This is a genomic window from Cryobacterium shii, from assembly GCF_004402595.1.
GTDB classification, from domain to species: domain Bacteria; phylum Actinomycetota; class Actinomycetes; order Actinomycetales; family Microbacteriaceae; genus Cryobacterium; species Cryobacterium shii.
In genome coordinates this window covers 1-14,728 of the sequence record NZ_SOFY01000090.1, presented here as the reverse complement: position 1 = coordinate 14,728, position 14,728 = coordinate 1, and the positions used below count along the sequence as shown (strand labels likewise).

At 66.1% G+C, this 14,728-nt stretch carries 13 protein-coding genes and 1 tRNA gene; 3 read left to right on the top strand and 11 right to left on the bottom strand.

The genetic code is table 11. From position 1 onward, the window contains the following. Positions 1-415: 415 nt before the first annotated feature. The 5 genes from E3O49_RS16380 to dnaK are packed head-to-tail and all read right to left on the bottom strand — an operon-like array spanning position 416 to position 5,505. Positions 416-1,546, bottom strand: coding sequence for a class I SAM-dependent methyltransferase (locus E3O49_RS16380; protein ID WP_134366883.1), 1,131 nt, complete (start codon positions 1,544-1,546; stop codon positions 416-418). Between the two features lie 27 nt (positions 1,547-1,573). Continuing rightward, positions 1,574-2,014: a heat shock protein transcriptional repressor HspR gene (locus tag E3O49_RS16375; RefSeq protein WP_134366882.1), complete on the bottom strand. Its 441-nt coding sequence runs from the start codon at positions 2,012-2,014 to the stop codon at positions 1,574-1,576. Between the two features lie 2 nt (positions 2,015-2,016). Continuing rightward, a complete protein-coding gene (locus E3O49_RS16370) occupies positions 2,017-3,021 on the bottom strand; it encodes a DnaJ C-terminal domain-containing protein (RefSeq protein ID WP_134366881.1) in 1,005 nt (334 codons plus the stop codon). Further along, the gene (locus E3O49_RS16365; RefSeq protein WP_134366880.1) at positions 3,014-3,637 is read right to left on the bottom strand and encodes a nucleotide exchange factor GrpE; all 624 of its coding nucleotides are present in this window, start codon (positions 3,635-3,637) and stop codon (positions 3,014-3,016) included. The genes E3O49_RS16370 and E3O49_RS16365 overlap by 8 nt, the downstream gene beginning before the upstream one ends. Next, entirely contained in the window at positions 3,637-5,505 is a 1,869-nt protein-coding gene (gene dnaK, locus E3O49_RS16360) for a molecular chaperone DnaK (RefSeq protein WP_134366879.1), read from the bottom strand. The genes E3O49_RS16365 and dnaK overlap by 1 nt, the downstream gene beginning before the upstream one ends. Positions 5,506-5,693: 188 nt before the next feature. On the opposite strand from dnaK, the gene E3O49_RS16355 reads away from it, so the two are divergent. Then, positions 5,694-7,022, top strand: a complete 1,329-nt coding sequence (locus E3O49_RS16355) for an MFS transporter (RefSeq protein ID WP_134366878.1) — start codon at positions 5,694-5,696, stop codon at positions 7,020-7,022. On the opposite strand, the gene E3O49_RS16350 is transcribed toward E3O49_RS16355, so the two are convergent. Both E3O49_RS16350 and dcd read right to left on the bottom strand, forming a co-directional pair. Beyond that, positions 7,019-7,540, bottom strand: a complete 522-nt coding sequence (locus E3O49_RS16350; protein ID WP_134366877.1) for a hypothetical protein — start codon at positions 7,538-7,540, stop codon at positions 7,019-7,021. The genes E3O49_RS16355 and E3O49_RS16350 overlap by 4 nt on opposite strands. Before the next feature lie 60 nt (positions 7,541-7,600). Next, on the bottom strand, positions 7,601-8,224 hold the full coding sequence (dcd, locus tag E3O49_RS16345; protein WP_134366876.1) for a dCTP deaminase: 624 nt from the start codon (positions 8,222-8,224) through the stop codon (positions 7,601-7,603). A gap of 72 nt (positions 8,225-8,296) precedes the next feature. Between dcd and E3O49_RS16340 the strand changes: the two genes are divergently transcribed. Further along, positions 8,297-8,367: transfer RNA gene (locus tag E3O49_RS16340), tRNA-Gly, on the top strand. Positions 8,368-8,425: 58 nt separating this feature from the next. Continuing rightward, a complete protein-coding gene (locus E3O49_RS16335; RefSeq protein ID WP_134366875.1) occupies positions 8,426-9,358 on the top strand; it encodes a cytochrome b/b6 domain-containing protein in 933 nt (310 codons plus the stop codon). A gap of 261 nt (positions 9,359-9,619) precedes the next feature. Here E3O49_RS16335 and E3O49_RS16330 read toward each other — a convergent pair whose 3' ends face one another. From E3O49_RS16330 to E3O49_RS16315, 4 genes are all read right to left on the bottom strand, one after another. Next, positions 9,620-11,215, bottom strand: coding sequence for an ABC-F family ATP-binding cassette domain-containing protein (locus E3O49_RS16330; RefSeq protein WP_134366874.1), 1,596 nt, complete (start codon positions 11,213-11,215; stop codon positions 9,620-9,622). A gap of 49 nt (positions 11,216-11,264) precedes the next feature. Beyond that, complete coding sequence (locus E3O49_RS16325) at positions 11,265-12,011, bottom strand: trimeric intracellular cation channel family protein (RefSeq protein ID WP_134366873.1); 747 nt, start codon at positions 12,009-12,011, stop codon at positions 11,265-11,267. A gap of 30 nt (positions 12,012-12,041) precedes the next feature. Continuing rightward, positions 12,042-12,698, bottom strand: a complete 657-nt coding sequence (locus E3O49_RS16320) for a DedA family protein (RefSeq protein WP_134366872.1) — start codon at positions 12,696-12,698, stop codon at positions 12,042-12,044. Positions 12,699-12,990: 292 nt separating this feature from the next. Continuing rightward, positions 12,991-14,547, bottom strand: a complete 1,557-nt coding sequence (locus E3O49_RS16315) for an IS1182 family transposase (protein ID WP_134366871.1) — start codon at positions 14,545-14,547, stop codon at positions 12,991-12,993. Between the last annotated feature and the right edge of the window lie 181 nt (positions 14,548-14,728).

The following is a 14,728-nucleotide window of genomic DNA, read 5'->3' as shown; positions in this document are numbered from 1 at the left end:
TCAAGGATCGGACGCACCCGACTTCAGGCCCAATAATGGGCTGTCGCTTCGGGGCAACTCGTATAACTTACCCACCCGGCAAGAACGTGTCAAATCGAGGCCAGCAGCTCATCTCCAGTTCGCCAAAGCAAACTCAAACAACCACTAAACCCAACTCGACCATCAGCCGGAGGGAGTTACCATCTTGGTTTCTACTCAGTCGCTCCCTGAACGGGAAAGGCGAATGAGAAGAAACTAAAACCTTCGTCCCACTTGAGGGCGGGAAGCTCTGCGGCTTTCCGAACCTGTGGGGTGACTTGAATGACATTACGGTGAATACCGGGGACGCGCAACTTGCTCCAGCATCCCGGGCGTGTCGGGTTTCGATGGCCTCAAGCGGCCTTGATCGATCCCGGCCGGAGCGGCCCGCGCCCGGTCATCGCCTCGTCGATACGGTGACGGTGAACTTGGAGTTCCGACCCACCTGGTGGGTGGTCCCGACCAGTCGAGTCAGCGCTGGACGGTAGCCCAGGTGGGTGTTCCACACCGTCCACAGCTCACCATCCGGTCGGAGCACCCGCCCCGCATCGTCGAAGAGCTTGAGCGCGATGCCGGCGTGCACCGACGAACCGATGTGGAACGGCGGGTTCAGCACGATCAGCTCCGCCGACGCATCCGGCTGGCTGCTCAACGCATCATCTCTCACGACGGTGACCTGATCCAGCAATTCATTGGCCGCCATGGTCGCCCGGGCGGAGGCCACGGCCGCGGCCGACTGGTCAGTGGCGATCACGCACAACCGCGGCCGACGCCGGGCGAGGGCGGCCGCGATCACGCCAGTGCCGCAGCCGAGGTCGATGGCCGCCTGAGCATCCGGCTTCATCCGGTCCAAGAACTCGAGCAGGTAGCGCGTACCGATGTCGATCGTGGTCCCGGCGAAAGCGGCCCCATGCGCACTGACCGTCAGACCTAAATCGGCATGAACCACGAATTGGGGCCAGACGGCTCCATCCGTTGCGGCCAGGAGGGGGACGGATGCCGTCAGCACCCGGGATTTCTGCCGGGCCGGGGAGACGGAGACTGAACCGAAATGCCGGCTAAGCACCTCGTTCATGGCCGTGGTCATGTGCTTGATGCGCCCGCCGGCGATCACGACGACGTCCGGTGCCGCGAACCGAGCGATGGCGGCGGCAAGCTCATCGAGGGCGGCGAGGCTGCGTGGCAACTGCATCAGCACCACGCGTGCATTCACCAGCAGGTCCTCGCCGAGCTCGAGTGAGCGGTACCGGTCGGAGAGACCGGCCTCGGCCGCATTGCGGGCGAGGGCCAGTTCCCCGGAGAGTGCGTCCTGGTGCACCCGGATGTCGCGGGCAGCCGCCAGCGCCGCCGCGCCGAGGGTGAGCGCCCCGTATTTGTCCTCGAGCACGACGACCTCGCCGGCCTCTGCCGGTCCCAGCGCATCGGCCGCCTGATCAAGGATCAGCCGGTCGCTCGCATCCACGGCGAAGAGGTTATCGGCCTCCACATCGGGGTAGCGCCGCAGACGGTCGAAGGAAAAATCAGACATTCCCTCAGGCTAGCCCGGCGCGGGGCCCTATTCCCGGCGTTTGAGTGGAAGGGCGCCGTGATCGAGCGGGCGCCAGATGACGATCTGATTCGACCGCCGCGTCCGGGTGCCGGCACGCATCGAGATGACCTCACCGGCCGAGCCGGCCGCGAAGACGCGGCGGCCCGGACGGTTGAGCAGTTCATCGGCCAGGGCCGATTCGAGTTCCCGAAGTCGGGATTCGAGGGTGCGCACGTGGTCTTCCAGCCCCAGGATGCGACGGATGCCTTCAAGGCTCACGCCTTCGGCGCCCAGTTCCGCGATCTCACGCAGCTTCGCCACATCCCGCATCGAGTACCGGCGAGACCGACCGGGTGTGCGGTCGGGACTCACCAGCCCCAGGCGATCGTATTGGCGCAGGGTTTGCGGGTGCATACCCGCAAGCTCGGCGGCCATCGAGATTACGAAGACCCGGGTGTTCTCATCCACCGTCAGTCTCTCGCCTTCGCCAGAAGATCGTCGCGCGGGTTCTCTTTGGGCACCGCCTCGGCGAAGGCCATGAGTTTCTCCTCGGCGTCCTTCGACAGGTGTGACGGAACGGCGACCTGCACCTCGGCCAGGAGGTCCCCGGTGCCCTTGGGCGTCACGACACCGCGCCCCTTGACCCGGAGCACGCGGCCGCTCGGCGTGCCGGCGGCGATGCGCAGTTTGACCGGCGCGCCGCCGAGGGTCGGCACCTCGATCGTGGCGCCGAGAGCCGCCTCCACGAACGTGACCGGAACCGCGACTCGCAGGTTCAGCCCATCCCGCTCGAAGACCGGATGTTTGCGCACGTTGACGGTGAGCACGATGTCGCCGGCCTCGCCGCCGTCGGGGCTGTGCTGCCCCTGGCCGCGCAGCTTGATCTTCTGCCCGTCGGCCACTCCGGCCGGAATCTTGACCTTGATGGCCCGGCCATCCTGCGTCTGCAGGGTGATCTGGTCACCATGGGTGGCCGTGATGAAGTCGACCGTGGTCGACGCGACCACGTCCCGGCCCCGGGTCGGTCCGCCGTAGCCGCGGAAACCGCCGCTGGAGGTGCCGAATCCGCCGCCCTGGCCGCGGCCGAACATGCCGCCGAGCAGGTCATCGAACCCGCCCTGCTCGTAGGAGTAGCCGGGCTGTTGCTGACGCGCTCCGCCGCCGAACATGCCGCCGAAGACGTCGTCGAAGCCTCCGGCCTGGCCTCCGCCGGGGCGCGGGGCGGTGAAGCGAGCTCCACCGCCCATCGCGCGCACGGCGTCGTATTCCTTGCGTTGCGCAGGGTCACCGATCACCGAGTGTGCCTCGCTGATCTCCTTGAACTTCGCCTCGGCCGCAGGATTGCCCGGGTTGGAGTCCGGGTGGTACTTGCGGGCGAGTTTGCGATACGCCTTCTTCAGCTCAGCCGGGGTCACGTCCTTCGAGACGCCCAGGACCTTGTAGAAGTCCTTATCGAACCAGTCCTGGCTAGCCATCGCTCGGTACCTGAACGACGACCTTGGCCACGCGCAGGAGAGATGAGCCGAGGAAGTAACCGGTCTCGATCACGTCCCCGACGGTTTCCGTGTCGACATCCGCTGTGGGCAGCTGGAAGATCGCCTCGTGAATGGTCGGATCGAACGGCTCGCCGACGGCGCCGAACGGCTTAACGCCCAGTCGCTCGACGCTCGTCCGCAGCTTGGCCGCGATGGTGCTGAACGCCGAGTCCTCGGTGAGGTCGCCGTGCTTTTCAGCACGATCGAGGTCGTCGAGCACAGGGATCAGACCCTTGACGACGTCCACGGTGACGCGCTCGCGCTCGACCTCGCGGTTCGCCTCGGTGCGGCGCCGGTAGTTGGCGTACTCGGCCGTGACGCGCTTGAGGTCGGCGAGGTGCTCGCTCGTGGGCTCGGCGACTTCGCGGTTGGCGGCGTCCAGAATGTCCTGCACCGTCAGCTCGTCCTCTTCGATGCCCTCGGCCGAGAACTCCGCGTCCGCCGATTCGGAAGGCTCCGACGCGGACTGCTCCGCGCCGCCCGCCCCGGGGGCACCCTCGACGGGTGCCCCCTCTTCAAACGGCTCGTCCTCTGGACGCTTCGTGTCGTCTGCCATTACTTCTTCGCTTCGTCCTCGTCGTCGACAACCTCGGCGTCGACAACGTCTTCGTCGGGGTTGCCCGCTTCAGCGGTGGGCTCGGAGTCGGACGGGGCGCCGGGCGCGGCATCCGCCTGGCTGGACTTGTAGATGGCCTCGCCGAGCTTGCCCTGGCTCTCGTTGAGCTTGTCGAAGGCGGTCTTCACGGCCGCGTCGTCGTCTCCGGCGAGCGCGGACTTGAGGGCGTCAACGTCGGCCTGCACCTCGGACTTGACGTCCTCGGGCAGCTTCTCGTCGTTCTCCTTGATCAGCTTCTCGATCGAGTAGGCGAGCTGCTCGGCCGTGTTGCGAGTCTCGGCTGCCTCGCGGCGGCGCTTGTCCTCGGCGGCGTGCTCTTCGCCCTCGCGCACCATGCGCTCGATGTCTTCCTTCGCGAGCGAGGAACCGCCCGTGATGGTCATCGACTGCTCCTTGCCGGTGCCCTTGTCCTTGGCGGACACGTGCACGATGCCGTTGGCGTCGAGGTCGAAGGTGACCTCCACCTGCGGGATGCCGCGCGGGGCGGGCGCGATGCCGGTCAGCTCGAACGTGCCGAGGTTCTTGTTGTCGCGGGTGAATTCGCGCTCACCCTGGAAGACCTGGATCGCGACGGACGGCTGGTTGTCGTCGGCCGTGGTGAAGGTCTCGCTGCGCTTGGTCGGGATGGCCGTGTTGCGCTCGATCAGGCGGGTCATGATGCCGCCCTTGGTCTCGATGCCGAGGCTCAGCGGGGTGACGTCGATGAGCAGAACGTCCTTGCGCTCGCCCTTCAGCACGCCGGCCTGCAGCGCGGCGCCGACGGCGACGACCTCGTCCGGGTTGACGCCCTTGTTCGGGTCCTTGCCACCGGTCTCGGCCTTGACGAGCTCGTACACGGCGGGCATGCGGGTGGAGCCGCCGACGAGAACGACGTGGGCGATGTCTTCCACCTTGACGCCGGCTTCACGGATGACGTCCTGGAACGGCTTCTTCGTGCGGTCGAGCAGGTCTTCGGTCATCTTCTCGAACTGGGCGCGGGTGAGCGTCTCGTCGAGGTTCGCCGGGCCGTTCTCGGTCAGCGACAGGTAGGGCAGCTGGATGCTCGCCGACATGCTGCTCGAGAGTTCCTTCTTGGCCTGCTCGGCGGCTTCCTTGAGACGCTGCTTGGCGATCTTGTCCTTGGAGACGTCGACGCCGGTGGTTTCCTTGAACTTCTTGATCAGGTGATCCACGATGCGCTGGTCCCAGTCGTCGCCGCCGAGGCGGTTGTCCCCCGCGGTGGAACGCACCTGGATGGTGGAGAAGTCGTCGTCCTTGCCCACCTCGAGGAGGGAGACGTCGAACGTTCCGCCGCCGAGGTCGAAGACCAGGATGAGCTCGTCTTCCTTGCCCCGGTCCAGGCCGTAGGCCAGAGCGGCCGCGGTGGGCTCGTTGATGATGCGGAGCACGTTGAGGCCGGAAATCTCGCCGGCTTCCTTGGTGGCCTGGCGCTCGGCGTCGTTGAAGTACGCCGGAACGGTGATGACGGCATCCGTCACTTTGTCGCCCAGGTACGCCTCGGCGTCCCGCTTGAGCTTGGCCAGAATGCGGGCCGAGACCTCCTGCGGGGTGAACTTCTTGTCGTCGATGGCGACGTTCCAGTCGGTGCCCATGTGGCGCTTGACCGACGAGATGGTGCGGTCGACGTTGGTGACGGCCTGGCGCTTGGCGGTCTCGCCGACCAGCACCTCGCCGTCCTTGGTGAAGGCGACGACGGACGGCGTGGTCCGGAAGCCTTCGGCGTTCGCGATGACGGTGGGTTCTCCACCCTCGAGGACGGCCACCACAGAGTTGGTGGTTCCGAGGTCGATGCCTACTGCACGGGCCATGTGTGCGTTCTCCTTCAGAGTATTGTGGTCACCCTGATTTCTCAGAGTTGAGTGGTGCAGGCTCAAGTGTGCCAGTGTCTCAAATCGGAGTCAAGCCGGGCAGCTGAGAGTTGAGCGTGAGTGACTCAACTATAAGATTCACCACACGACGCTGCGTGTCGGTTACCGCGATCCACTAGCCTCAGCGCATGACCGGGATTACGGAGCAAGGCGGCACGGACGCCCAGGTACTGCCAGGCGCGATCAGCAGAGGGCGCGTCTTCGCCTGGGCCTTCTGGGACTGGGGATCCGCCGCGTTCAACGCGGTCGTCACGACCTTCGTCTTTACCGTGTACATCACGGGCACCGCGTTCGGCGACAAGGACGTCATCTCCGCCCAGCTCGGCTGGGCCCTGGCGATCGCCGGCATCCTGGTGGCCGTGCTCGCCCCGGTCACCGGCCAGCGGTCGGACACGGCCGGGCGGCGCAAGTTGTGGCTGGGCATCAACACATTCATCGTCGTGGCCCTCACCGCGGCGATGTTCTTCGTGCAGGCGTCTCCGGACTTCCTGCTGCTCGGTTTGTTCCTGGTGGCGGCCGGAAACGTCTTCTTCGAGTTCGCCAGCGTCAACTACAATGCCATGCTCGCCCAGGTCTCCACTGCCCGCACCATCGGCAAGGTCAGCGGCTTCGGCTGGGGCATGGGGTACCTCGGCGGCATCGTCCTCCTGCTCATCGTGTATTTCGGCTTCATCAGCCCGGAGGTGGGCCTGTTCGGCGTGACCGGCGACAACGGGCTGTCGGTGCGCGTCGCGATGCTCATCGCGGCCGCCTGGTTCGGCCTGTTCGCCCTGCCGGTGCTGCTGTCGGTGCCCGAATACCGCTCCTCCGCCGCCACGCGCCGGCAGCGCGTGAGTTTCCTCCGGTCATACGTCGTGCTCGGTCAGGACATCGCGCGCCTGTGGAGGACCAGTCGCCATACGGTCTACTTCCTCGCGGCGAGCGCGATCTTCAGGGACGGACTGGCCGGGGTGTTCACATTCGGCGGCGTGCTCGCGGCATCCGTGTTCGGGTTCTCGCCCGGCGAGGTGATCATCTTCGCGATCGCCGCCAACGTCGTGGCCGGTATCGCCACCATCATCTCCGGGTCGCTGGACGACCGGCTGGGCGCGAAACCGATCATCGTCACCGCGTTGATCGGCCTGATCGTCTGCGGCAGCCTCGTATTCCTGCTGCACGACGGCGGTCAGATCGTGTTCTGGACGGCGGGCCTGGCCCTCACATTCTTCGTCGGACCGGCCCAGTCGGCCAGCCGAACCTTCCTGGCCCGGCTGATCCCGGCCGGCCGCGAAGGGGAGGTGTTCGGCCTGTACGCGACGACGGGCCGTGCCGTGAGCTTTCTCGCACCGACCATGTTTGCCCTGATGGTGACGATCTTCGGGGCCACCTACTGGGGCATCCTCGGCATCATGCTGGTGCTGCTCGCCGGGCTGCTGCTGCTGCTGCCGGTGAAGGCCATGCAGGACCAGATCGGCTAACGGATGCGCGTGGCCTCGTTGTGCTCCACCAGCAGCCAGGTCGTGCCCTCGTCGTTGGACACCCAGCCCTCCCAGGCGTAGGCGTCGGCCGTGATCGAGACGAAGTTCCAGCGGATCGGCCGACCGTCGGTGCCGGTGCCGTCCTGGCGCAGACCGTTGCGGTGCGGGGTGGCCACGAGGTGGCAGTATTCCCCTTCGGCCGGCGCGAAGTAGCTGACCCGCCAGGCCCCGGCATCCGGGTCGTACACCCGTAGGGCCGTCGAGACGGTTTTGAAGCCGGTCGGATGCGAGCCGCTCACGACGAGTTCCACGTCCTGCACCGCGCGCCCGTCCAGCACGAACTCGACGATCCAGGTGAATTCGCGTTCGGTCCATTCGCCGCTGACCTCGTTCAGGCGCGACCCCTTCGCCGCCCAGGCTCCGACGAGCTGGCCGAACCGGCGCATCCGTCCGGGGTACTCGGGCGTCGGTCCCGGGGCGACGAGCGCCTCGGTGAAACTGGGCACGGATGTGGTCATTCCCCGATTTTACCGGGCGTATGTTGCATCCGTATGAACCGGTGCCTCCGGGAGTCGGAGCTACTCGCCCCGGGCGAGGTCCGCATCGGTAGCCGGGCCGGTCGACGGCCGGACATCCGTGCGGTGGAAGTTCAGGAATGACCGCGAGGCGGTCGGCCCGCGCTGACCCTGGTACCGCGAGCTGTACTCACTGGATCCGTAGGGGCGCTCGGCTGGCGAACTCAGGCGGAAGAAGCACAGCTGCCCGATTTTCATGCCGGGCCAGAGCTTGATCGGCAGAGTCGCCACGTTACTCAGTTCGAGCGTCACGTGGCCGGTGAAACCGGGATCGATGAAGCCGGCCGTGGAGTGCGTCAGAAGCCCGAGCCGCCCCAGCGAGCTCTTTCCTTCCAACCGGGCGGCCACATCGTCGGGAAGGGTGACCTTCTCATACGTCGCTCCGAGCACGAACTCGCCCGGGTGCAGGATGAAGGGCTCGTCGGCGGCGGTCTCGATCAGCCGGGTCAGATCCGGCTGGTCCTCGGCCGGGTCGATGTAGGGGTACTTGTGGTTGTCGAAGAGGCGGAAGAAGCCGTCCAGACGCACATCGATGCTCGACGGTTGGATCATGTCGGCCTGATAGGGCTCCAGACTGATTCGTCCCGCGTTGATTTCAACCTTGATATCGCGATCCGAGAGCAGCACGGGTCCAGCCTAACGGCGCGGACTTGATATGCTGGCACCGTTCCGATCCGGGCTCGCCCGCTGATCGGACGTGCGGATGTAGTTCAATGGTAGAACTTCAGCTTCCCAAGCTGATAGCGCGGGTTCGATTCCCGTCATCCGCTCTTCATCAGAAAGATAGAACCCCATGCCGAACTGCTCGATCGTGCGACAGGGCGGCCGGTGACACCGGACAGCGCCGGTCAGATCGGCTCCGGCCGTGGCGTCTGGTTCAAGCTGGCCTGGGCAATCCCCGTGGCGATCGCGCTGCTGGCCGGGGTGGTGCTCGCCGCCAAGGGGCTTCGTACCCTGCCGGAGATGCAGTCTTTCCTGGCCGAGTTCCCGGGGGCCTCGGCGTTACCCACCTGGGCACCCGTCGGCTTTCCGGCCTGGCTCGCCTGGCAGCACGGACTGAACGCCTTCTTCATCCTCTTCATCGTTCGTTCGGGCTGGCAGATTCGCAGCCAGGGACGTCCGGCCATGTTCTGGACCCGGCGGAACACGGGCCTCCTCCGCACCGCGGGAGCCCCCACCCGGATGGGGATCAACGTCTGGGTGCACCTCACGGTCGACGCCCTCTGGGTGCTGAACGGCCTCGCCTTCTACGTGCTGCTCTTCGCCACCGGCCAGTGGGTTCGCATTGTTCCGGTCAGCTGGGGCATCATCCCCAACGCCGTCTCGGCAGCCATCCAGTACGCCTCCCTGAACTGGCCGGTCGGCGACGGCTGGGTGAAGTACAACGCCCTCCAGACCCTGAGCTACTTCTTCATCGTGTTCGTGGCGGCTCCGCTGGCCCTGGCCACGGGCATCCGTCTGTCGCCGATCTGGACCTCACGCCGGCTCAGCAAGCTGGTCCCGCTCGGCCCGACCCGGGTCGCCCACGTCGGCGTCATGGTCTTCTTCCTGTTCTTTATCGTGATCCACGTCACCCTGGTCTTCGCCACCGGCGCGCTCCGCAACCTGAACCACATGTACGCGGCGCAGAGCGACGACGGCTGGACCGGCTTCTGGATCTTCGCCGCGTCGCTGGCCCTGATGCTCGTCGCCTGGTTCGCCGCCGGCCCACGCCTCCTCCGCGCCATCGCCTCGCTCGGAGGGTCCGTCACGACCCGCTGAATCCCGCGCCGAGTTCCGACTCGCCCGGCCACGACCAGCCCGACAGCATCGCCCGGAGCGACTTCACGGAACCCGTCGGTCCGAGTTTCTGGGAGCGCGGCAACAGCTAGCCGGACGAGTCCGCACGGCGGTGGTCGATGCGTGCCCGAACGAATTCGACGGAGATTTTGCCCGAATCGGGCCCAAAACAGGCCGAAAACGTATTTTCGGGCAGAATCTCCGTCGAATTGGTTAGGCGCCACTGGGCTGGGCGGGCTCGCGCTAGGCCACGCGCACGTCGATTTCGCCGGGTTGCGCCGCCTCCGCGCCGAAGACCAGATGCCGGTTGGCGATCTTCTCGGTGAAGAAACGGTCGTGGCTGACCACCACGACGGCCCCGGGGAAATGGAGCAGGGCCCGCTCCATCACCTGCGTGCTTGACAGGTCGAGGTGGTTGGTGGGTTCGTCCAGCAGCAGCACCGAGGCACCGGACAGCAGGCACTGCGCCATGGCCACGCGGGCCCGTTGTCCGCCGGACAGATTGCCGATCCTCTGCTTGAGGTCGGCCTCGGAAAACTGGAACATCGCGAGGAACCTGTTCACCGACTTGCGCGTCGCCGTGAGGGCGAGGCTGCCCGGCATCGCGTTCACGGCGTGGGTGACCGTGTCCGTGTCGTCGAGTTCCGCGAGCACCTGGTTGTAGGAGACCACGGCGGCGCCGCCGGCCCAGGCCACCTCGCCGGAGTCGGCCCGTTCCTCCCCGGTCAGGACCCGGAGGAGCGTGGTCTTGCCGCTGCCGTTGGAGCCGAGAACCACGATCCGGTCCCTGCGCCTGATCTCGAAGCTGAGCTCCGCGAACAGAACCTTCTCACCGTAGGACTTGCTCAGCCCCTCGACCCGGCAGAGCGCATCCTTGACGTGCAGGCCGCCGTAGATCTCGGTGATGATCTGGTCGACGGGCCGCGGGGTGCGGGCCTTCTTGATCTTGGCGAGCTGGTTCCCCAGGTCCCGGCTGGCCGCCTTCGCCGCCTCGCGCCGGTCGGAGATGCCCTCCGCCTCGAATGCGAGCAGCTCGGACTCGTGCACGAACTGCTGCTCGAGTGTCTTCAGGCGGAACTGTTTCTGCACCACGTATTCGCCGAAGTTGCCCGGGTACTCGTGCAGGTGGAAATTCTCGACCTCGATGATCCGGGTGACGACGGCGTCCAGGAAGCGCCGGTCGTGCGAGACGATGATCGCGGCGCCGCGGAAGTCCCGGAACCAGGCCTCTAGCCATTCGACACCGGCCACATCCAGGTAGTTGGTGGGCTCGTCCAGAAGCAGCACGTCCGGGCGTTCCAGCACGATCTTCGCCAGCGCGGCCCGGTTGCGCCAGCCACCGGACAGTTCATCGATCGCGCAGACGCGGTGCGCCTGGTTGAAGCCCAGAGTGGTGAGTGCCGTGTCGATGCTTCGTGCGTAGTCCCAGCCGTCGAGTCGGTCCATCTCTTCGAACAGTTCGGCCTGGCGGTGGATCAGGCGGTCGAGTTCGGCGCTTGCCGAAGAGTCCGCCGCAATGGCAGCATCGATCGACGCCAGCTCGGATTCGATGGCCGTGATCGGTGCGAACAGGCCGTTGAGCACCTCGGTGATCGTGGCCTCACCGTTCAGCTCGGAGAACTGCGAGAAGTACCCCACCCTGGTGCCCGGTTCCAGGGCGACGGTCCCGGCATCCGGGGTCACCTGACCGAGGATCAGTTTGAGGATCGTTGTTTTTCCCGACCCGTTCTTGCCGATCATTCCGACCCGGTCTCCCGGTTCGAGGCGGAAGAACGCCTCCCGCAGGATCTGCGCGTTTTCGAACCGCACGTTGACATCGTTCAGCCGGATCAGGCTCATTGTTGCTGTCCTCTCGAGGGTGTGTTGGGCGTGGGCAGGCCGTGGGATCTCATCCGGTCCTGACCCGCCGGGGGCCGGGCTGCCGACTGCGGGGCGCTCTTGTTCTGCGGGCGTGGGCTCGCCTGGCCTGCCAGACTCGCGGATTCAGGCTCGGCCGCGGGATCCGGAGGGTGTAACTCGTCGGCAGCACCCAGCCGTAACGTCGGGCGAGCAGCGACAGGGCCGCCGCGCTCAGGATCGCCACCCCGGTGCCCACCGCCCCGTACCCGAGCTTGCTCAGCACCACCATCTCGGTGCTGGCGAGCACGGCGCTGGTCGCGTAGCGGGTGTTCCCGCCGAAGATCGTGGGGACCCGGAGCAGCATGATGTCGCGCACCATGCCCCCGCCGACGGCCGTGATAACTCCGAGCAGGATGGCGGGCATCCAGCCCAGGCCGCCGTCGAGTGCCTTCTGCGCGCCGACCGCCGACCAGCAGCCGACGGCGAGGACGTCCACGAAGATCAGGGCCTGGCGAGACCAGCGGCCGTTGAAGGTCACGAAGAACGCGATCACCCCGCCGATCACCGCGAACATGAGGTAGGCGGGATTGGTCAGCCCGATGGGCGTGCCCTGCTGCAGCAGGGTGTCCCGGATCATCCCGCCGCCGAGGCCCGACATGATGGCCAGCACCACGAAACCCACCAGGTCGAGCCGCGCGGTTCGAGCGGCCACTCCACCGAGGATGGCGTTCGCCATGACCCCGGCAAGGTCGACGACGGTGATGATCTCGGTCAATGCGGATGTTTCAAGTGTCACTGGACCTATTTTCGCCCACTTCGGGGCGGATCACGACACTTTCGCGGTGCGGGCCCGCCGCGACGAGCGCACGCCTCGGTAGAGTTCCGTCAGGATCGGGATGCCCGACATCAGCACGATGGCGATGATGAAGAACTCGGAGTACTTCGCGACGAACTCGATCTGCCCCAGGACGAAGCCGACCAGGGTGAGGCCGACGCCCCAGAGGAACGATCCCGCCAGGTTGTAGAGCACGAAGGTGCGGTACGACATCTTGCCGACTCCCGCCGCAACCGGGACGAAGGCGCGGAAGACGGGCAGGAAGCGCGCGATGATCACGGACTTGCCTCCGTGCTTGGCGAAGAAGGCGTTGGTGCGCTCCACGTTCTGCGGGTTGAAGAACCGGTTCTGCTCCCGGCTGAAGACCGCCGGACCCGCCTTTCGGCCGATGTAATAGGCGAGCTGGTCGCCGGAGAACGCGGCCACGAAGATGACCAGGCACGTCACCCAGATGGGGAACGGCACGTCGCCCGTCGCCGTCAGCAGCCCGACCGTGAAGAGCAGGGAGTCCCCGGGAAGGAAGGAGAGCACGATGAAACCGGTCTCGATGAACACCACTGCGGCGACCCCGAGCAGCACAAACGACCCGAACCAGCCGATCAGCCATCCAGAGTCGAGAAAGTCGATCCCGAAGAGGGTGGGGTGCATGACGATTCCTGTCGGTCGGCGCGGAACACAAAGGGCCAGACTAGGTCACCCAGCCTGCTGAACGCCTGCGGACGGGCCTCGCGGAGCCGCAACAGTTCGCCCCGGGGCCCCTAGAAGCCTGCTGATTTAGCTGGGTGCGGTGGCTCTCGCGAGTCAGGTGGGTCGTTTTTTCAGTCGCGTGTGGGCGTGTTTGGGTTGCTCGCGGGGCCGAGTCAGAGTCGCGAGTCTGGCCAGGCCAGCGATGTTCTCGAGGTCGGTGTGAGCGCTGGGGTGCCTGCCCTGCCTGGTGCCTTCAGCCAAGGGCCCAAACCCCGTTCTGGCTGGTGAGTCCGAGGCCCAGGAGTCGCTTCAGATTGATGGCCGCGGCGCGGGTGTTCCACCAGGCGTGGTTCTTGACCACGCCGCGGTAAGGGACCCGTCTCGCCCCGCGAGTCATCCATGCGATCGAGCGTTCAACCATCGGCCGGTGCTGTCGGTAAACGGCTTGAAAGTCAGGGTCAAGCGCGCGGGCCCGATGCTCGCGTTGAATCTGTTGCTGCGGATGCAACTCCATCTTGCGACCGCGTGTGGCCGTGGTGCACTGGGCCCGGAGCGGGCAACCGGTGCAGGCACTGCCGAACGTGACTCGTCGTTTTGGGCTGATCAGCCGGGTGAGTCCTGCCGGGCAGGTCATCGTGCCCGCAGCCTCATCAACGGTGAAGTCATCGATCGTGAACCCGCCCGGGACTGCCCGACTCAACGGCATCGGCTTGATGATCGGGGTATGTCCGGCGGCAGTGACCTGGGCGAGGAGGTCGCCGCTGCCATAGGCAGAATCGCCCAATACATCGACAGGGTCTGTCCCGATGCTGGTGTCCGCGGCGATCAGGGCGGCGCCGCGGGCCGCATCACTGTTCTCCGCCCCGGACGCTTTCGTCAACACGACCGCGGTCACCAAACCCGTGTCGGGCTCGATCGCGATGTGGGCTTTGAAACCGTCTTGCTTCTTCTCCCGGCTCTTGTGCGCGTGGCGGGTGTCGGGGTCAACAGTCGAGATCACCCGGTCCGGCGCGACCTTCCGGGCGATCCGCCACCGCCCATCGGTGCCATCGGACCCCTCGGCCGGTTCAACGTCCTGACCCGCGACGAGGGCGAGCAACGCGACCGTTTCCTGCTGCGGCTCCGTCAAAGCCGCCGCATCGATCGCCGTCAGCAACGCCAGGGCGTCGGTCACGAGCCGGGAAACGAGCTCGTCCCTGGCCGCCTTGTCGTCCCACGCGATGTCGGGTTTGCCGGGCTTGGCGTAGTCGTGGCCGGGCAGGCTCGTGACGATCATGTCCGCTCCCGGGACCTCGCGGCCGACCCGGCGGATCTGCGCGACCAGCTGCGTCACCGCGTCCTGGCGGGCGACCGCGTCGTCCAGGATCGTGGAGTCCAACGCCCGCCGCTTCCGGCCCGAGAGCGCCCCGGACTGGGCGATGACCTCGGACACCGCCTCAAAAATACGGTGCGGACGGGTGCTTGCCGCGAGGCGGCGCCGCCAGTAGGTCAACACCGTCGGATGGAACGATGTCTCCGTCAGACCGAACCCGCAGGCCGCTTTCCAGCGCAGGTCGAACGTGACCGCTTCCGCTGTTTCCCGATCTGATAACGAGTGCAGGGTCTGCAGCACCATCACCGACGCGATCACGTCCGCCGGAGTCGAAGGGCGGCCCCGGCCCGACGGAAACAAGTCCGCGAACGCGTCATCGGGGAACAACTCGTGCCGGTGCTCCGCGAGGAACGCGAACACCGACCCGGCCGGCAACATGTGCCCAGCGAACGCACCGACATCCAACAACTGACGCTGACCATCATCACGACCCTGCATGAATCAAGTCTTAAACACATCGGCCGAAACCAACAAAGGCGGGCCTTAAAGCGTCGGATAAATCAGCAGTCTCCCAGTAGTACTTAGTTAGGTTGGGCGTGTCGGCTGTTAATCGTCGCTGGAATCTGTTAATTTTCAGGCGTGAATCCTGATGAACTCACCGAGACCAAAGCCGAGTTGG